This window comes from Pseudomonas sp. TH41, assembly GCF_016650695.1.
GTDB lineage: Bacteria > Pseudomonadota > Gammaproteobacteria > Pseudomonadales > Pseudomonadaceae > Aquipseudomonas.
Genome location: NZ_JAEKFH010000003.1, coordinates 1,743,586 through 1,762,235, shown reverse-complemented (window position 1 = coordinate 1,762,235; position 18,650 = coordinate 1,743,586). Strand labels below are relative to the sequence as shown.

Below are 18,650 nucleotides of genomic sequence, written 5' to 3'. Positions count from 1 at the left end.
AGGTTTTAACAATGGCTGAACGTCTGAATAACGACTTCCAGTTCATCGATGTCGGGCGCAAAGATCCGAAGAAGAAACTGTTGCGTCAACGCAAGAAAGAGTTCGTGGAAATCTACGAACCCTTCAAACCCCAGCATTCGGCCGATCAGGCCCACCGCTGCCTGGGTTGCGGTAACCCGTATTGCGAATGGAAGTGCCCGGTGCACAACTTCATTCCGAACTGGCTGAAGCTGGTGGCCGAGGGCAACATCCTCCAGGCTGCCGAACTGTCGCACCAGACCAACACCCTGCCGGAAGTCTGCGGCCGGGTGTGCCCGCAGGATCGTCTGTGCGAGGGTGCCTGCACCCTCAACGACGGCTTCGGCGCGGTGACCATCGGTTCGGTCGAGAAGTACATCACCGACACCGCATTCGCCATGGGCTGGCGCCCGGACATGTCCAAGGTCAAGCCGACCGGCAAGCGTGTCGCGGTGATCGGCGCCGGCCCTGCCGGCCTGGGCTGTGCCGACGTGCTGGTACGCGGCGGCGTGACCCCGGTGGTGTTCGACAAGAACCCGGAAATCGGCGGTCTGCTGACCTTCGGTATCCCTGAGTTCAAGCTGGAAAAGACCGTGCTGAGCAATCGCCGCGAAGTCTTCACCGGCATGGGCATCGAGTTCCGCCTGAACACCGAAGTGGGCAAGGACGTGACCGTCGAGCAACTGCTCGAAGAATACGATGCCGTGTTCATGGGCATGGGCACCTACACCTACATGAAGGGCGGATTCGCCGGTGAGGACCTGCCGGGCGTGCATGACGCGCTCGACTTCCTGATCGCCAACGTCAACCGCAACCTGGGCTTTGAAAAGTCGCCGGAAGATTTCGTCGACATGAAAGGCAAGAAGGTGGTGGTGCTCGGCGGTGGCGACACGGCAATGGACTGCAACCGTACCTCGATTCGCCAGGGCGCCAAGTCGGTGACCTGTGCCTATCGTCGTGACGAAGCGAACATGCCGGGCTCGCGCAAAGAGGTGAAGAACGCCAAGGAAGAAGGGGTGAAATTCCTCTACAACCGCCAGCCGATCGCCATCGTCGGTGAAGACCGCGTCGAAGGCGTGAAAGTGGTCGAGACCCGTCTCGGTGAACCGGATGCCCGGGGCCGTCGCAGCCCTGAGCCGATTCCGGGTTCCGAAGAGATCATCCCGGCCGATGCCGTGGTCATCGCTTTCGGTTTCCGTCCAAGCCCGGCGCCGTGGTTTGAACAGTTCAGCATCCAGACCGACAGCCAGGGCCGCGTTGTGGCGCCGGAACAAGGTCAGTACAAGCACCAGACCAGCAACCCGAAAATCTTCGCCGGTGGCGACATGGTTCGCGGTTCTGATCTGGTGGTCACGGCGATCTTCGAAGGCCGCAACGCCGCCGAAGGGATCCTGGATTACCTTGGTGTTTAACTAGACTTGGAATGCAATCAAATGTGGGAGCGGGCTTGCTCGCGAAAGCGGTGTAGCAGCCAACAGAGATGTTGAATGTTATGGCCTCTTCGCGAGCAAGCCCGCTCCCACATTGGTTTTGTGGTGTTGCGAATACTGTGTTTTACCGCGACAAATTGACCCGATAGACAAAAGGCGCGGCTCTTGCCGTGCCTTTTGCGTCGCGCTCTGAGAAAATGCCCGCACTTTTTTTCCGGATGCCGACATGACTGCCCTGAAGAACGACCGTTTCCTTCGCGCCCTGCTCAAGCAACCCGTAGACGTCACCCCTGTGTGGATGATGCGTCAGGCCGGTCGCTACCTGCCTGAATATCGCGCCAGCCGTGCCAAGGCCGGTGACTTCATGAGCCTGTGCATGAACCCGGAGTTCGCTTGCGAAGTCACGATGCAACCGCTCGACCGCTATCCACAACTGGACGCGGCGATCCTGTTCTCCGACATCCTGACCATCCCCGATGCCATGGGCCAAGGCCTGTACTTCGAAACCGGTGAAGGGCCACGCTTCAAGAAAGTCGTCAGCACCATGGCCGACATCGAAGCCCTGCCGATTCCTGACCCGCACAAAGACCTCGGCTACGTCATGGACGCGGTCAGCACCATCCGCCGCGAACTGAACGGCCGCGTGCCGCTGATCGGCTTTGCCGGCAGCCCATGGACTTTGGCCACCTACATGGTCGAAGGCGGTTCGTCGAAAGATTACCGCAAGACCAAAACCATGCTCTACGACAACCCGCAAGCCTTGCACCTGCTGCTGGACAAACTTGCGCAGACGGTCACCAGCTACCTCAACGGCCAGATCATGGCCGGCGCGCAAGCGGTGCAAATCTTCGACAGCTGGGGCGGCAGCCTCTCGGCGGCGGCGTACCAGGAGTTCTCCCTGGCTTACATGCGCAAAATCGTCAGCGGCCTGATCCGTGAACACGAAGGCCGCAAAGTACCGGTCATCCTGTTCACCAAGAACGGTGGCCTGTGGCTGGAAAGCATCGCCGACGCTGGCGCTGATGCACTGGGACTGGACTGGACCTGCGATATCGGCAGCGCCCGTGATCGCGTCGGCAGCAAAGTCGCGCTGCAAGGCAACATGGACCCCACCGTGCTCTACGCCAAACCGGAAGCCATTCGCACCGAAGTCGGGCGGATCCTCGCCAGTTACGGCAAAGGCAGCGGCCACGTGTTCAACCTTGGCCATGGCATCACGCCGGAAGTCGATCCGGAGCATGCGGGTGCGTTCCTGCGCGCGGTGCATGAGTTGTCGGCGCAATACCACGAATAGTCTTTTCAATTTCCATGCAGTCTGTCCGGCTTAACACCGGACAGACTTTTTTTTGCCTATAGGAATGTTCCATTTCTTTGTCAGATAAGTGCAGAGAGAGATCTATCCCCTTGTAATCGGAGACTTGTCCTACATAGAAGTTTCTTTCATCCCGGTAAGGTTCCCGACCTTCGTTCGGTGCTGCATCGAACGGAATTACGAACAGCGGCGCCGGCAAGGCGCCTTGATTTTCGATAAGTAGTCTGGAACGCAATCATGAAAAAAAATTCCTATAAGGGGAGTGCATTCACTGCATGCGCCTCTCCAATGATCCTGTTATCGGCAATGCTGGCGTCTCAAACTGTTTCGGCCCATGGCTATCTTGAAGTGCCACCTTCGCGGGCATTGCTTTGCCAGAAAGGTTTAAACACCAACTGTGGCGGCGCCCAATACGAACCTCAAAGTGTGGGCGAAACGTTCAAAGGCTTTCCGGCCGGTATTGGCGGTGCTCCTTTGCAAGGACCGATCGACGGCAAGATTCCGAGTGGCGGTCATCCATCGTTCTCCGCACTGGATGCCCAGTCCGCCACCCGTTGGCACCTGACGGAAATCAAGGACCGCAACATCGATTTCCAATGGCGTTACACCGCAGTTCACCCAGCAACGAAGCATGAGTATTTCATCACTCGCAACGGCTGGAATCCGAACGAGTCGCTGAAACGCGCGACTTTCGAAAGCACCCCGTTCTGCACCATTGATGGCGGCAACCAAAAACCTGAGTCTGGTGACAAGCACAACTGCACCATCCCGGCAGACAAATCCGGCCAGCATGTGATTCTGGCGATCTGGACGGTCGGAGATACCGACGCGGCGTTTTACAACGCGACCGATGTGAACATTATTGCGCAAGCAGAGTTGCCTGGTGGCTGGTCTTCCGTTGGCGGTATCGCACCGTCAACCCAGCTATTGATCGGCGACAAGGTCAAAGCCCGGGCATTCTCTGCCAACGGTGTTAGCCCGGATTACGACGTTGAAATCACCATTGCCACTGCCGAGGAAGGCTCGCCGAATAACTGGGCGTTCAAGCTGGCAGAAAAGATCAACGCCACTCACACGCTCATCCGCGCCGGTATTCGTGATGAGAGCGGCAACATCGAACCGGTCCGGGGTAACAATTCCCTGTACGCCCAAAAAGAAAGCGGCGTAACCCGTTACGAAGTGCAGCTGGACATGAAGGAAGACGCCGCAGCTCGCATGTCGGTGGCCTCCCAGCAAGCGGAATATGTTCTGGATAAGGGCCTGGCCAAGGTCCAGTTCAGCATGATCTCCAACCGAAAAATGAACGTCGAAGCGACCTTTTTCGACGAGAACAACAAGCCGGTCGGCTCCGTGGCGAAGCAGGTGGACAGCGGTCCGACCTGGCTGACCCTGGATGTTCGCAGCAATCCCGGCAAACACACCCTGACACTGGTCGGCACCACCCTGGATGGCCGTACCACTCGCCAGGACACCCAGCCCACCAACATGAGCGGTGAAGGCGCTGGCGTCGAGCATGACTTCGTGTTCCCCGAAGGCCTCAGCGAGTACACCGCCGGTACCAAAGTGCTGCAGCCGAAGACCAATGAAGTCTTCGAATGCAAGCCATTCCCCGAGTCCGGTTACTGCAAGCAATACACCCCGAACGCCAATGGTTTTGAACCTGGCGTCGGTGCGCACTGGCACATGGCGTGGGACAAGCTTTAAGCCCGCCGTAACACTTCAGGCGATCCGCGAATGGATCGCCTGAAGGTTCATCCTCTTGTAGAAAATCGAGTTGAAAAATGACGGTTTTGGGTTATTCCACCCAACGCGTATGGCTGCACTGGTTATCAGCGGCAGTCATCGTCTGGACGCTGGTGTCAGGCTTTTATGTCGCCTGTGTCGAAGTGCCTGCCTGGATCAGTCAGCAGGTGGCCTTCATCAATGTGTCGCTGACCACGGTGTTCATGCCGTTTTTTGTCTGGCGTCTCTTTAATTTTGTCGCTCATGCCCGGTACACGAGCGTGAGCGTTTTGTCGTTTATGGAAAGACTCGCGCTTTTTGCCCATGCGCTGATCTACCTCACGGTGACTGTCGTGCTGGTGACCGGCGTTTTGATGATGGACCGCCCGATCGATGTATTCGGGTTGGTCGATATAGCTCAACCGCTAAGTAATCCAGCCCTTATCGCGCTGTTTGTAACGATTCACGTTTGGTCGTGCCTGGTCCTTTCGCTGCTGATCGTGATGCATGTCGGTGCGGTTATTGTTCATGAACTGTGTGGGCACCGCGTACTGCGGCGCATGTCTTTTTGCAGCATTGTCCGAAGCGAACGACTCGAGTGAGCGGGCGCCTTTGCACACTCATTCTCCTGGCCATATCCGTCGGTTATGGAGTGTTTTTGGCGTGGCAGGAGTGGAGGTTTCGCGAGCGTCTTGGCTCGCCGATGCCCTTCACCGCAACGATAACCACTCAACCCGTGATCGAGCCCCTCGAAACCACAGCGATTGCAACGGTGCTCGGCTTGACGGCTAGCACCACGCTGTTGCCCAGTGCCGAGCCGCTGACCTTACAGGCGAGTTTTGTCCTCAATACAGGGTTGTCCATAGCGCTGCTGGCCGACTCTCAAGGTTCGCGGATTTACCAAGTAGGTGCTCAATTGCCTGGCGGCGCCGTTCTGCGTCGCGTCGAAGCGAATCGGGTCGTGCTGTGGAACAAGGGCCGAGAGGAGCTACTGATGCTGCAGCCGTCTGGCGAGCGTTTCCTGCGCCGGTTCGAATCGCAAGCCGAGCCTCAAATACCCGTCATTTCTACGCGTTATATACGCCCGTTCTCAGGGCCGTCAGAGTGATCCCACCCATGAACAGCTTCACCGGCGCGCATGCCTTGCGCTACATGTTTCTTCCAGTCGTGTTGGCGGCAGCGTTTTTCCATGGTGCGCTTCAGGCCGAGGAAGAAAAATGGCAGTTGGCGATGAATAATGCCGAGCTGCGGGACATTGTCGAGGAAATTTCCAGCATTCTGGGGACCACTGTGGTGCTTGATCCCAGAGTCTCCGGGCGCATCACTGTCATGTCTCATCAAACCCTCGACCGCGAGGGCGTTCGCCGGTTGTTCTACTCGGTACTCGATGCCCACAACTTTACGGTGATCGACGAGGGTGACCGGATTCTGATTACGCCGGTCACCGAAGCCAAAACCCGCGCCGGTCAGGGCATTGCAAAAAACGCCACGGCGTCGCAGTTCGTTACTCAAGTCATCGAGCTGAACACCAGCAGCGCTACCGATATTGCCGGGTTGGTCCGACCGTTGGTGTCGGCCAACGGTTACGTCGGCCCGTCGGTGTCGGCCAATGCGCTGGTGGTCACCGATACGGCCGCCAATGTGATCCGTATCGCGCAGGTCGTCCGGCAGCTGGATTCCGGGCAGAACAACCTGCATGCCGTGGTGCAAATGCAGCATGCCCAGGCCGCTGACGTGGCGACTGTGATTGAGTCCTCTTTAGGTAAGCGCAACGCCGATACGACGATACAGGTACTGGCCGACGCCAGAACCAATCGACTGATCCTCATTGGCCCACCGTCGGTTCGTCAACGCTTGGTCGACTTGGCTCGCAGTCTCGACACTCCCGCGACTGCATCCCTCGACAATGCTCGCGTGATTCGCCTACGCCACAGCGACGCCAAACAGTTGGCCGAAGTGCTGGAAACGATGGGGCAGGGCACAAAGCAGGTAACGACCGCTGGTAGTGCCAGGCAAAACTCACCTGGTGCCACGTTCCTGATCAAAGCCGACGAAAGCCAGAATGCGCTGGTGCTGATCGCCGAGCCGGCGCAAATCCGCATCATCGAAAATATCGTGCGTCAGTTGGACCAGCCCCGGGCCCAGGTGCTGATCCACGCCGCTATCGTCGAAATTTCCGGAGACATCGCCGAAGCCGTCGGTGTTCAGTGGAGTGTAAGCACAGGCGACGCGACGGGCTTTATCAATTTTCCCGGCACCGACATTCCGATCATCGGCGGGTTGAACTTCGACGAGAAAAAGTCCGCACCCGAAGGGGCCATCCTGCAACTGGGCAACGACCGTTTCGGGGCGTTGGTCTCGGCGTTGGCCAGCAATACCCGGAGCAACCTGCTCTCTACACCAAGCCTGCTGACTCTGGACAATCAGGAGGCAGAAATTATCGTCGGCCAGAACGTGCCATTCAAGACCGGCTCCTACGCCACCAACAGCAATGGCGCAGGGAATCCGTTTACCACCGTCGAGCGCAAAGACGTGGGTATCAGCCTGAAGATCAAGCCCTATATCAACGAAGGCTCGACGTTGCGCCTGGAAGTCGCGCAAGAAGTTTCGGATATCGCGCCTTCGGTGTCGGGCATCGATTCTTCGGATCTGATCACCAACAAACGGGCGCTCAAAAGCACCATTCTGGCAGACGATGGCGAAATTATCGTGATCGGCGGTTTGATCCGGGACAGCGTGCGCACTCAGCAGAGCGGAGTGCCGCTGCTGCGCGATATTCCTTATCTGGGCGCCCTGTTTCGCTGGACCCGGGATACGCAAACCAAAAGTAATCTGATGGTGTTTTTGCGACCTACCATCGTGCGCAGCAAGGAAGACCTGGCCGACGTCAGCCAGCAGCGTTACAACGCGCTGCGACAGCTGAGCCAACCGGGCGCGAACGAGAACAACTCGTTGTTGCTGCCTGCAGAAGCGCGGCAGCTGTTCGACCCGGCACCCGGTGCGCCCGTGTTCGATTTGCGCAAGCAAGCACCGCACAGGCCATGAGCGTGTTGCGCGAAATTCACGAGCAATTGCCCTTCGGTTTCGCCCGGCGTTTTGGCGTGCTGCTGGAGCGCGAAGGACCCGACTTGATCCTTGCATTGCGTGCCGATACGCCGCTCACAGCCCTGTCGGAAGTACGTCGTGTCTGCGGTCGGGATCTGCCCGTCCGGATGCTGGCGGCCGATGTGTTCGCAGCGCGTCTGGCCGCGACATACCGTGAAGGTCAGAGCGCGGCGGAGCAGGTTGCCCAAGGTCTGGACGAAGAGCTGGACTTGCTCAGCCTGGTCGATCAGGTCCCGCAAACCGCCGACTTGCTGGAGCAGCAGGGCGACGCGCCGATCATCCGGCTGATCAACGCACTGCTCAGCGAAGCGGTGCGCGAGCATGCGTCGGACGTGCACCTGGAAACGTTCGAGCAGTACTTGTCGGTGCGCATGCGTGTTGATGGACAATTGCGCGAAATGCTCAGGCCCCGGCGTGAGTTGGCAACTTTGCTGGTTTCGCGCATCAAGGTCATGGCACGCCTGGACATCGCTGAAAAGCGTGTCCCTCAGGACGGTCGAATGGCCCTGCGATTGGCCGGGCATGAAGTCGACGTGCGAGTCTCGACGTTGCCCTCGGCACACGGCGAACGGGTGGTGTTGCGGCTGCTCGACAAACAGGCCGGACGGCTGGAGTTGCAACGACTCGGCATGCCGGGCGACACCCTCGTATCCTTGCACCAATTGCTCGGCAAACCTCACGGAATTCTGCTGGTGACCGGTCCCACCGGCTCCGGCAAGACCACCAGTCTGTACGCTGCGTTGAGCAGCCTGAATGACCAGACGCGCAACATTCTCACGGTCGAAGACCCCATCGAATATCACCTGCCGGGGATCGGTCAGATGCCGGTCAATCCGAAAGTGGACATGACCTTCGCCCGAGGTCTGCGGGCGATTTTGCGTCAGGACCCGGACGTGGTGATGGTCGGCGAAATCCGCGACCGCGAAACGGCGGAAATTGCCGTTCAGGCATCACTGACCGGTCACCTGGTGCTCTCGACATTGCACACCAACAGCGCAGTGGGCGCGGTGACACGGCTGGTGGACATGGGTGTCGATGCTTACCTGCTGGCGTCGTCGCTGGTGGGCATTTTGGCCCAGCGTTTACTGCGCACGTTGTGTCCCCATTGCAAGGCTCCGTACATCGCTGATGCGGCGGCGTGTCAGCGCCTCTGGCTCGATTCTGCGGCAACACGGCAGCTGTTCAGAGCGGTGGGGTGTGAGCAGTGTCAGCACGGTTATCGCGGACGTATCGGGATTTACGAGCTGATCAGCGTGACACCCGCCGTATCGGCCCTGATCCATCAAGGTGCGAGCGAGCAGGCGTTGATCGAAGAGACGCGCAAGGTATCGCGCAGCCTGTTTCAGGATGGTCGGCAAAGGGTACTGGACGGCGTGACCAGCCTCGACGAGTTGTTGCGCGTGACGCAGGAGGACTAGCGAATGCCGACATTCGATTACCGTGCTGACGATACCCTGGGCCGACGCTGCAAAGGCCGACTCGAAGCCGACAGCCCGCGTCATGCCCGGCAATTAATGCGCGAGCGCGGCTTATGGCCGCGTGAATTGAGTGAGGTCAGGGCGGGTGGCGATGCGGGTGCACAGCCTCGCGGCGGACGTTTGAGTGCCGCTGACCTGGCGCTGCTGACGTTGCAGTTGTCCACGCTCGTTCAAGCAGGTTTGCCGTTGGAAGAAGCACTCGAAGCCGTGGCGAAACAGAGTGCCAAGCGAAAGGTCGCCGGCCTGTTGTCGGCGGTCAGGAGTCGGGTGATGGAGGGGCACGCACTTTCAACGGCATTGGCTCAGTTCCCCAAGGCATTCCCCGAACTTTTTCGCGCCACTGTCGCGGCCGGCGAACGTTCCGGCCATTTGGGGCATGTGTTGGAGCAACTGGCTGCCTACACCCAGACGCGCCAGGCCTCGCGGCAAAAAATCCAGATGGCTTTGGTGTATCCGCTGATCCTGATGCTGGCCAGCGTGGCGATCGTTGGTTTCCTGCTGGGTTACGTGGTGCCGGACGTGGTGAAAATCTTCGTCGACAGCGGCCAGCCGTTACCCTGGCTGACCCGAGCGTTGATCGGTCTGAGTGACGGCCTGCGCCAGCATTTCCTGCTGTTGATGAGCGTACTGGCGACGTTGGTCGGCCTCTGGCGCTGGAGCCTGTACCAACCGGTCTGGCGCCTGCGCTGGCATCGTCTCGTATTGAAGACCCCCGTCATGGGCGACGTGCTGCGGGCAATGGAAGCCGCACGGTTTGCCAGCACCCTGGCGATCCTCGGCAAGAGTGCCGTGCCGCTGGTGGACGCGCTGGAGATCGCCGCCGCCGTCATCAGCAACCTGACCATCCGCGCGCGCATGGTCGATGTCGCCCGCTCGGTCCGCGAAGGTGGAACCCTGACCCGTGGCCTGGAACTCAGCGGCGACATCCCGCCAATGATGCTGCACATGATCGCCAGCGGCGAGCGGGCCGGCGAACTCGACCGCCTGTTGGTACGGGCCGCCGAACAACAGGAAAACAGCCTGGCCGCGCGTATCGCCCTGGTCGTGAGCCTTTTCGAACCGGCCATGCTGGTGCTGATGGGCGCAGTGGTCCTGCTGATCGTCATGGCCATCCTTCTACCGATTCTCAGCCTCAACCAATTGGTGAATTGACCCATGCAACCTCTACGCAGTAACTCGCCCCGCGGGCAACGCGGTTTTACCCTGATCGAAATCATGGTGGTGGTCGTGATCATCGGCGTGCTGGGGGCCATTGTGGTGCCGCAGTTCATGAGTCGTCCGGATCAAGCCAAAGTCACCGCGGCAAAAATTGATATCCAGGCCATCGCCACCGCCCTGGAAATGTACCGCCTCGATAACCTCCACTACCCCTCGACGCAGCAAGGACTGGAAGCCTTGAGCAAACGGCCATCGGGCACGCCGGCGGCGAGGAACTGGAACCCTAAGGGTTACCTGAAAAGCCTGCCGGTCGATCCGTGGGGCACACCCTATCAGTACCTCAATCCCGGTGTGCGATCAGTCGATGGCAGTTACGAGTTGTATTCCCTGGGATCCGATGGCGTGACGGGTGGCGAAGGGCACGCGGCCGATATTGGCAATTGGGGCGACTGACGCATGCGCCAACATTGTCGGGGCTTTACCTTGCTGGAAATGATGATTGTGATTGTGTTGATCGGCGTGTTGCTGGGCATGGTGAGTTTTGCAAGCGGGCCGAATCCGGCGCGTGAGGCCAGGCAGGAAGCGCACGGGACGGCGGGTGTGATTCAACAGCTGCGTGAACGGGCGGTACTCGATGGCCAGGAGTATGGGCTGCGGTTGAGCGTCGATGGTTATCAGGTGATGAGGCTCGATGTTCAGGGCTGGGAACCGATGGCGGCCCTTTATCGATGGCCCGGTAGCTTAAGGCTACGACTTGAGCAGGACGGGCATCCGGTAAGCCTTGGCGCCAATGACGGCCCCCCTCAGTTGCTGATGCTCAGCAGCGATGAAACCAGTGTCTTCACACTGTCGTTCGGCAGCGAAAAAAAGACAGGGATCAGCCTCTCCAGCGATGGTCTCAGTGAGGTGGTGATCGATGGCTAACCGACTGTTGGCATTACCCCAGCGCGGCTTCACCCTGCTGGAAATCATGGTGGCCCTGGCGATCTTCTCGACGCTGACGGCGGCTGTGCTGTCGGCGAGCCAATACGTGGTGAAGCAGACCGGCGCGGTCGAGGAACGACTCTTTGCTGCCTGGCTGGCAGACAACCTCCTGAATGAACTGCGCCTGCAAACCGGATTGACCCTCGGCCAGCAACAACGGGTTGTGCGCATGGATCGCCGGGACTGGCTGCTGGGCCAGCACATCAGCGCGTCGCCTGACCCGCGTCTGCTCAAGGTCGATATTCGCGTCACGCTCTCCGGTCGCGAGCAAACCGTACACCGCGCCAGTGGCTGGATCCCCAATCGTCATGAATAAGCAGACCGGTTTCACGTTGCTTGAACTGGTGATCGCCATGGCGATCTTCGCCTTGCTGGGCGTGGCCAGTTGGACCCTGTTCGATGGTGTGGTGCGCGTGCAGCAGGGCACGACGGCCCATGAGCGTGAGTTCAGAAGTCTGCAACGGGCGGTGGCAGTGATCGAACGGGACCTGCTGCACATTACCGAACAGCCAGTCGTGCTCCAGCAAACGGTGCTGCAGTTGCAACGCAGCCATTGGCGCAACCCTCTCGACCAGCCCCGCAGCGAACGCCAAGCGCTGACCTATCGGCTCGACGACGGTGCGCTGTGGCGTGAAAGCCAGGGAGAGGGCACGCAGATCATGCAGCGGCAAAAGCTGCTGGACGATGTTCGGAACTTGAGCTGGCGGTTGTTCGAGGCACAGTCCGGTTGGCGCAGCGATTGGCCATTCGGGCGGGATGTAAAGGCACCGATGGCGGTGGAAGTGCAATTCACGACGGGGCGTTTCGAGACTATCCGTCGGGTGTTGCTGTTACCAGGTGCGTTGCCATGAACGGGCGTCAACGCGGCATCGCCTTGATCAGCGTGTTGCTGGTGATGAGTCTGGCGCTGTTGATCACCAGCGGCTTGTTGCGTAGCCATCGACTGTCGCTGCAAAGTAGCGGGCAAGCATTGCAGCAAATCCATTTGCGCCAACTCGGTGTCGCCGGGGAAACCTGGGCGCTTTTACGGTTGCAGGATGCGGCGCTGGACGCGCAAAAAACCGTCGACCTGACCCAGGCTTGGGCCACTCCACGCGACTACGATATTGAAGACACGCAGGTCCGCGTTGCTATCGAAGACCTCTCCGGGCGGTTCAATCTCAACTCATTGTTGATCCCGGGTCAGATCGATCAGATCACCCTCAACCGTTGGTCACGCTTGCTCGACGTGCTTGATCTTCCTCCGCTGCAACTGCGTCAGGTGGGTGCTCTAAGAGAGCTGAGCCAGCTGCGCCTGTTGCCGGGTGTTGACGGCCAGTGGTTGCGTCAATTGGAGCCTTGGGTGGCGTTGTTGCCCAGCAACGCAACGCTGAACATCAACACCGCACCGGCGCTGGTGCTGAGAACGCTCGATGGCGTGGAAGCGACGACGGCCGGCGCACTGGCTCGCCAGGCTTTGACGACTGGATGGGCGAGCGTTCAGGCCTTTACTCAAGATCCGCTGATCTCCGGTGTGGGCCTGAACAGTCATGGACTTGGCACCCGCAGCCGCTGGTTCCGAATCACGGTTGAGGTCACTCAGGGACAGAGCCGTTTGCGGCTGGCCACTGATGTCGAACGCGACCCTGACACGCACCGTTTCAACATCCTGCAACGACGTCTTCTTCCTTCGAAAGCCCACGAGATGCCGCGATGAATACCTGGCTTTACCTGACCGCCGAAGGCCTGGCTGCACCGTTGGTGGACTGGCCCTGTTGTGTGTGGTCTGCGGCGGGCCAACGCCAGCTCATGCCATTGAATGAAGCGGCGCAAGCGCTGAATGGGCAGGCGATCAATCTGCTGTTACCCATGGAACTGTGCAGTTGGGTGCGCAGCGATCCATGGCCGTCCAGGCGCCGACCCGGTACGCAGGCCATCGCATTTGCCGTGGAGGACCAACTCAGCGAAGCGCTGGAGAAACTGCACCTGAGCGTCGGCGCTCGTGACCGAGAAGGGCGCTATCCGGTGATGGTGATTGGTCGAGAGCGATTTGCCTCCGTGCTCGCGTTTCTGGCCGATGAGGGGGTTGAAGTACGTGCAGTTTTCGTCGATGCCGATGTTTTTCCCCTGGATCAGGCACTCAGCGTTAGGTGGTTTGGTCGATGGTTGGTAGGCGGAGGACTGCCGGCTCGCCTGACGTTATCGGACGACGGGGTGACCTTGCTAAGACCGGCCATGCCTTCGGATATCCAATGGATCGACGAGCGTCAGGACGCGGTCGATGTCGATCAATACCTGACTGCACGTTCCTCGCAGGCCATCGACCTGCTGCAAGGTGAATTCGCCCTGCGCAACAAACGCCTGCCCTGGCGCGTCGTCGGTTTGACGATACTGGCGCTGTTGCTGCTGACCTGGGGGGCCAGCCAAGCGCGAATCCATTTTCTCGATGGCGAAACCCGTCGATTCACCGATCAGAACGAGCAGCGGTTCAAGACGCTTTACCCTGACCAGAGTCGCATCGTTGATTTGGCGACACAGCTCAAAATGTTGCAGAGCCCAACCACTGAGGCCCAGAACACACGCATCGCCAATTTGGTGAGTCTGGTTGAGCAGGTCATCGGCGCGAGCAATGTCGAGGTCCAGCGCATCGAGTTTCGCGTGGGCGACGGCTGGAAAATCCAGCTGACCGCCAACAGCTTCGCCGAGCTGGAACAACTGCGCGAACGCGGGCGGCAGCAAGGCGTACCAGTCAGACTCGACAGCGCCAGCAAGCAGGCCAACCGAGTGCAGGCAACACTGACAGTGGAGGACGAAACATGAAGGCCGCATGGCAGCGCATGTCCAGACGCGAACAACGGCTATTGCAGGTGTTGGGTGCTTTTATGCTGACCGTTGTGGCATTCAGTCTGATCTGGCAACCGACACGCCAGCGGCTGGAAATCATCGAGCGTCAGTATAGGCAGCAACTGATCCTGGCGACGCAACTGCAACAGGCGCAACCCCGGAGCAATATTCCTGCCGTCACCAGCCAACCCTTATCGCTGCGCATCAGTGAAAGCGCAGCAGCGGCGGGGCTTGAAATCCATCAGATGGAGGCTGACAACGATCTACTGCGCTTGACCCTCAGCGGCGACGCGAAGACCTTGCTGCAATGGCTGGACCGCGCCGAGCGTAACGACGTCGCATTGCAATCGTTGACACTGGAAAAGCGCGATGCGGTCCTGGAGGCGCGGGTGGTACTCAGATAGTCGAGCCGTTCCCCTGTAGGAGCGGCAGACGAGCCAGTTTCAAGGCGACTAGCAACGCGATCACCAGCAACGTGCCGATAAACAACCCAATCCCGTTCCACCCGCCCAGGTGCCAGAACACCCCGCCCGCCGTCCCGGCAATGCTCGACCCGGCGTAGTAGCTGAACAGGTACAGCGACGACGCCTGACCCTTGGCCTTGATCGCCCGGCGGCCGATCCAGCTGCTGGCCACCGAATGCGCGCCGAAGAAGCCAAAGGTGAAGACCAGCATGCCGATAATCACCAGTGGCAGCGGCGTGAACATGGTCAGCGCGAGGCCGGCGATCATCAGCACGATGGTGCCCCAGAGCACTTTGCGGCGGCCGAGTTTGTCGGCCAGCGCGCCGATTTTCGCCGAGCTGTAGATGCCCGACAGGTAGACCACCGACAGCAAGCCGACGAAGACCTGGTCCATGTGGTACGGCTCGGCGAGCAGGCGATAGCCGATGTAGTTGAACAGCGTGACAAATGCGCCCATCAGCACGAACGCTTCGAGGAACAGCAGCGGCAAGCCTGCGTCGCGAAAGTGCATGGTGAAGCCGTCGAGCAGGCTGCGCGGGTGCAGCGAGCGAGCGCGGAAGTTGCGTGATTCAGGAAGAATCTTCCAGAACACCGTCGCCGCAATCAGCGCCAGACCGCCGATCACCAGCATCGCCGTGTGCCAGCTGACGAAGTCGATCAATACACCGGTGATCAAGCGCCCGCTCATCCCGCCAATCGCGTTGCCGCCGATGTACAGGCCCATGGCGAGACCAATGTGCTGCGGGTGGATCTCTTCGCTCAGGTAAGTCATGGCGACCGCTGCCAGGCCGCTCAACGACAACCCTATCAGCGCACGCATCACCAGCACGCCTTGCCAGCTCGGCATCATCGCGCTGGCCATGGTGCACAGGGCGGCGGCGAACAAGGCCGCAACCATCACCGGCTTGCGTCCGACACGGTCGGAGATCGGGCCGGTGATCAGCAGACCAATGGCCAGCATGCCGGTGGCCACGGACAGGATCAGACTGCTCTGCGCCGCGTTGATCGAATACTCGTGGGACAGCAGCGGCATCATCGGCTGCACGCAGTAAAGCAGCGCGAAGGTCGCGAAGCCGCCGGAGAACAGCGCCAGCACCGTGCGCATGAACATCGGCGTGCCTTTTTCGATGTAGATCTCCTTCAACTCAGAGACGTGATCGACCACGGCGGCGGGTGGAACTTCATGGGCGATTGGGGCGACAACAGTTTTCACTTCAGACCTCGGGAGGCGCAGCCGGACAGGCAATGAAAAAAGCATATAGCTGCCTAACGATTCAATCCAATATATTGTTCGACCTGTTTGAGAGGTTTTACGACCTAATGGAGTTTTCATGGAATTGCGACACTTACGCTACTTTATCGCCGTCGCCGAAGAACTGCATTTTGGCCGCGCCGCTCAAGTGCTGGGCATCTCGCAACCGCCCTTGAGTCAGCAGATTCAGGCGCTGGAGCAGGAGGTCGGGGCACGGCTGTTCGAACGCACCAATCGTCGGGTCGAGCTCAGTGAAGCCGGTCGATTATTTCTGGAAGAGGCACGGCTGGTACTGGCGCAGGTCGACAAAGCGGCTGATGTTGCGCGGCGGGCGCAGCTCGGCGAGTTGGGCGAGCTGAAGATTGGCTTCACCTCGTCGGCACCGTTCAACTCGACGATTCCCCAGGCGATTTTTTCGTTTCGTCAGCGCTTTCCGGCGGTGCACCTGAATCTGCGGGAAATGAGCAGCACCCAGGTGGCCGATGCGCTGGTGGATGAGTCGATTGAGGTCGGGATCATGCGGCCGTTGGGGTTGCCCGACTCGCTTAGCGTGGTCGAACTGATGCGGGAGCCGCTGGTAGCGGTCCTCAGCTTCAAACATCCGTTGGTCAAGGACAGTGAAGAGGGATTGTTCCTGTCGGCGCTGGCCCTCGAACCTTTCGTATTTTTCCCACGCAGCTATGGCAGTGGTCTGTACGCGCAATTGCTCAGTCTGGCCCGGGATGCCGGGTTCAGTCCGCATTTCGCGCAAGAGGCGGGCGAGGCGATGACCATCATCGGGCTAGTCGCGGCGGGGCTTGGCGTATCCGTGCTGCCAGCGTCGTATCAGCGGATGCGTATTGACGGCGTGGTCTACCGGCCTCTGCTCGATCCTGAAGCGGTTTCGGCGGTGTGGCTGGTGCAGCGCAAGGATCAGAAGTCGCCGATGGCCAAGGCGTTTGTGGAGTTGTTGACGCGCAAGGTTGAGGGGATGTAAGCAAGTCGCTGAGATGAAGACATTTCAAGTAACGGATCCGACTTAGTGATTTACCCGGTTGTTGCGCAGAATCGATTTCTTTCGACGAGTGCCACGGATGCCACTTCTCTATCAACCCAAGGAAGGCAGTGTACTGATTTGCGATTTCAGGGGGTATGAAGTCCCCGAGATGATCAAGGTCAGGCCTGTTGTCGTGATACGCAAGCACAGAACCAACAGCTTACTGGTGACGGTAGTGCCGCTGAGCACCACCGCTCCGGATCGAATACTTGAACACCATCTGGAGCTTCAAAGTCATCTTCAGGGTGCCAGTCCGATCTGCTGGGCAAAATGCGACATGGTTGCGACAGTAAGTCTCTCAAGGCTGGACCGGATCAAAAGCCGAGACCGTCAGGGGAAGCGTATTTATGTCATTTCACAACTTGCAACAGATGAGTTCTGCGCTATCAAAGTCGCGGTACGCAGCGCCCTCGGCCTGTGATGGCATGAGATGTGGCGCAATCGGGCAAACCGCCAGCCGTTGCCCTCGGTGCAGTTTCAAGCAATACTGCCAGCGTTCCCGAAAGGGGCTTGTGAGACTCTGAGGATCCTGGGCAACCAGCCGTCGCAGAGCCAGACAGGTACAGGGCGATGACAAGCCGACCTGTTTGTGAAGGGGCGCCGAAAGGCGCCCTTTGTCGTTGTGCGCCAGGCATGGCGCGTTGCGCGTATCCGATTCCCTCCGCGTGGTGGCGCTGATGCGTGAGCCGCTGGTGGCGGTACTGAGCTCCAAACATCCGCTGGTGAATGACAGTGAAGAAGGTTTGTTCCTGTCAGGGCGCAGCGCAAGGATCAGAAGTCGCCGATGGCGAAGCGTTTGTGGAGTTGTTGACCCGTAAAGTCGAGCCGATGAAAGCGTGACTGCTTCGCAGTCATTCGCGAGCAGGCTCGCTCCCACAGGATTTTGCGGTGTGAACACGATTTCTGCTCCACCACCCATCCACTGTGGGAGCGAGCCTGCTCGCGAAAGCGTCCGCAAGTTCATCAGAAAGGGTGCAGTTGCCTACGCCATAGCGGACGCTTCGCTGAATAGCGTAGGACATTTCCGAACTGTCTCGGAGGGGCCACAGCACCTTGCGGCATTGCCTACAACTAATCCAGAATCCGCCGGCTTGTGCGCTTTGGGGGCTGTCGGTAACTTCGTCCGAATCACTGATTCCCAGTGATCGGGTTTAGTAGCCCGTGTTTACACGATGTGCATTTGCATGCCGAACAGTCAGGTAATTTCATGCCTGCACTTTGATGGTAGCTGTGCGTAGGGCGCTCTCGGGCGCGCCGGTTCGTGTTTCCCGGTCTACTAACCTGCGTACGGCTGCCACCCTTTTGATTAGTAGCGACTCGGTGGCTCCACTTTGTAGGTAGCCGAAACATGACGAATACAACAACAAACCCACCGGACACCGATCCGGACGCTCCACGCCAACCAAGCAAAATCTTCCTCATAAATCCCGATATCGACAACCACACTCTGCTGGAATACGCCTGTGAATCCCTGGCATCAGCCAACGTCATGGCCAGCGATTTCGCGAGGTATCTGGAAGGATCGCAAAGCAACACGCTACTGGGGATTCAGCAGTCAATCATGCTGGGAGAACTGGCGGTGAACCGCGTGCTGGATAACCTCGATCCACCCTAGTGAATAGTCAGGAACAAAAAGTCAAAAGATCGCAGCCTTCGGCAGCTCCTACAGAATTACACCTGTAGGAGCTGCCGAAGGCTGCGATCTTTTGATCTTGATTTTTCTTACGACCAGCGCCGAAAAATCAGCGACGTATTCGCCCCGCCAAACGCAAAATTATTGTTCATCACATACTGATTACTCATCTGCCGAAAGGCGCCCTTTGTCGTTCCGGCGTTACTGAAATGGTTGACTGACTCAATGTATATCC

The 18,650-nt window shown here is 59.1% G+C and carries 19 protein-coding genes and 1 pseudogene; 19 read left to right on the top strand and 1 reads right to left on the bottom strand.

What is annotated here, in order from left to right:
• Positions 1–11 precede the first annotated feature (11 nt).
• The 15 genes from JFU37_RS10650 (at position 12) to gspM (ending at position 14,434) form a co-directional block, all read left to right on the top strand.
• Entirely contained in the window at positions 12–1,430 is a 1,419-nt protein-coding gene (locus tag JFU37_RS10650) for an FAD-dependent oxidoreductase (RefSeq protein ID WP_201115259.1), read from the top strand.
• 244 nt (positions 1,431–1,674) lie between these two features.
• The gene (gene hemE, locus JFU37_RS10645) at positions 1,675–2,742 is read left to right on the top strand and encodes a uroporphyrinogen decarboxylase (RefSeq protein WP_095078029.1); all 1,068 of its coding nucleotides are present in this window, start codon (positions 1,675–1,677) and stop codon (positions 2,740–2,742) included.
• A gap of 255 nt (positions 2,743–2,997) precedes the next feature.
• Entirely contained in the window at positions 2,998–4,464 is a 1,467-nt protein-coding gene (gbpA, locus tag JFU37_RS10640; protein WP_201115258.1) for an N-acetylglucosamine-binding protein GbpA, read from the top strand.
• Positions 4,465–4,541: 77 nt separating this feature from the next.
• The gene (locus JFU37_RS10635) at positions 4,542–5,084 is read left to right on the top strand and encodes a cytochrome b (RefSeq protein WP_201115257.1); all 543 of its coding nucleotides are present in this window, start codon (positions 4,542–4,544) and stop codon (positions 5,082–5,084) included.
• 101 nt (positions 5,085–5,185) lie between these two features.
• On the top strand, positions 5,186–5,590 hold the full coding sequence (locus JFU37_RS10630; protein WP_342214928.1) for a type II secretion system protein N: 405 nt from the start codon (positions 5,186–5,188) through the stop codon (positions 5,588–5,590).
• Positions 5,591–5,598: 8 nt separating this feature from the next.
• Positions 5,599–7,527 carry a type II secretion system secretin GspD gene (gene gspD / locus JFU37_RS10625; protein ID WP_201115256.1) on the top strand — a complete coding sequence of 643 codons (1,929 nt, stop codon included), beginning with the start codon at positions 5,599–5,601 and terminating at the stop codon, positions 7,525–7,527.
• Positions 7,524–9,005, top strand: coding sequence for a type II secretion system ATPase GspE (gene gspE, locus JFU37_RS10620; RefSeq protein WP_201115255.1), 1,482 nt, complete (start codon positions 7,524–7,526; stop codon positions 9,003–9,005). Before gspD ends, gspE begins: the two co-directional genes overlap by 4 nt.
• A 3-nt stretch (positions 9,006–9,008) precedes the next feature.
• Complete coding sequence (gspF, locus tag JFU37_RS10615; RefSeq protein ID WP_201115254.1) at positions 9,009–10,217, top strand: type II secretion system inner membrane protein GspF; 1,209 nt, start codon at positions 9,009–9,011, stop codon at positions 10,215–10,217.
• A gap of 3 nt (positions 10,218–10,220) precedes the next feature.
• A complete protein-coding gene (gspG, locus tag JFU37_RS10610; protein WP_201115253.1) occupies positions 10,221–10,676 on the top strand; it encodes a type II secretion system major pseudopilin GspG in 456 nt (151 codons plus the stop codon).
• A gap of 3 nt (positions 10,677–10,679) precedes the next feature.
• Positions 10,680–11,147, top strand: a complete 468-nt coding sequence (gspH, locus tag JFU37_RS10605; protein WP_201115252.1) for a type II secretion system minor pseudopilin GspH — start codon at positions 10,680–10,682, stop codon at positions 11,145–11,147.
• Positions 11,140–11,523, top strand: coding sequence for a type II secretion system minor pseudopilin GspI (gspI, locus tag JFU37_RS10600; protein WP_201115251.1), 384 nt, complete (start codon positions 11,140–11,142; stop codon positions 11,521–11,523). The genes gspH and gspI overlap by 8 nt, the downstream gene beginning before the upstream one ends.
• Positions 11,516–12,058 (top strand): type II secretion system protein GspJ, encoded by a 543-nt coding sequence (locus tag JFU37_RS10595; RefSeq protein ID WP_201115250.1) that lies wholly within the window; start codon positions 11,516–11,518, stop codon positions 12,056–12,058. Before gspI ends, JFU37_RS10595 begins: the two co-directional genes overlap by 8 nt.
• Positions 12,055–12,903 (top strand): type II secretion system protein GspK, encoded by an 849-nt coding sequence (locus JFU37_RS10590; RefSeq protein WP_201115249.1) that lies wholly within the window; start codon positions 12,055–12,057, stop codon positions 12,901–12,903. The genes JFU37_RS10595 and JFU37_RS10590 overlap by 4 nt, the downstream gene beginning before the upstream one ends.
• A complete protein-coding gene (gene gspL / locus JFU37_RS10585; protein ID WP_201115248.1) occupies positions 12,900–14,006 on the top strand; it encodes a type II secretion system protein GspL in 1,107 nt (368 codons plus the stop codon). Before JFU37_RS10590 ends, gspL begins: the two co-directional genes overlap by 4 nt.
• Positions 14,003–14,434, top strand: a complete 432-nt coding sequence (gspM, locus tag JFU37_RS10580; RefSeq protein ID WP_201115247.1) for a type II secretion system protein GspM — start codon at positions 14,003–14,005, stop codon at positions 14,432–14,434. Before gspL ends, gspM begins: the two co-directional genes overlap by 4 nt.
• Here the strand turns inward: gspM and JFU37_RS10575 are convergent.
• Entirely contained in the window at positions 14,427–15,707 is a 1,281-nt protein-coding gene (locus JFU37_RS10575; RefSeq protein ID WP_201115246.1) for an MFS transporter, read from the bottom strand. The two genes, gspM and JFU37_RS10575, sit on opposite strands and share 8 nt — an antisense overlap.
• Before the next feature lie 118 nt (positions 15,708–15,825).
• Between JFU37_RS10575 and JFU37_RS10570 the strand changes: the two genes are divergently transcribed.
• The 4 genes and pseudogenes from JFU37_RS10570 (at position 15,826) to JFU37_RS10560 (ending at position 18,397) form a co-directional block, all read left to right on the top strand.
• Complete coding sequence (locus tag JFU37_RS10570; protein WP_201115245.1) at positions 15,826–16,722, top strand: LysR family transcriptional regulator; 897 nt, start codon at positions 15,826–15,828, stop codon at positions 16,720–16,722.
• Between the two features lie 97 nt (positions 16,723–16,819).
• Entirely contained in the window at positions 16,820–17,203 is a 384-nt protein-coding gene (locus JFU37_RS10565; RefSeq protein ID WP_201115244.1) for a type II toxin-antitoxin system PemK/MazF family toxin, read from the top strand.
• 220 nt (positions 17,204–17,423) lie between these two features.
• Positions 17,424–17,537: pseudogene (locus tag JFU37_RS30630) on the top strand (LysR family transcriptional regulator); the annotation flags it as partial.
• 593 nt (positions 17,538–18,130) lie between these two features.
• Entirely contained in the window at positions 18,131–18,397 is a 267-nt protein-coding gene (locus JFU37_RS10560; protein WP_201115243.1) for a DUF6124 family protein, read from the top strand.
• Positions 18,398–18,650: the final 253 nt, after the last annotated feature.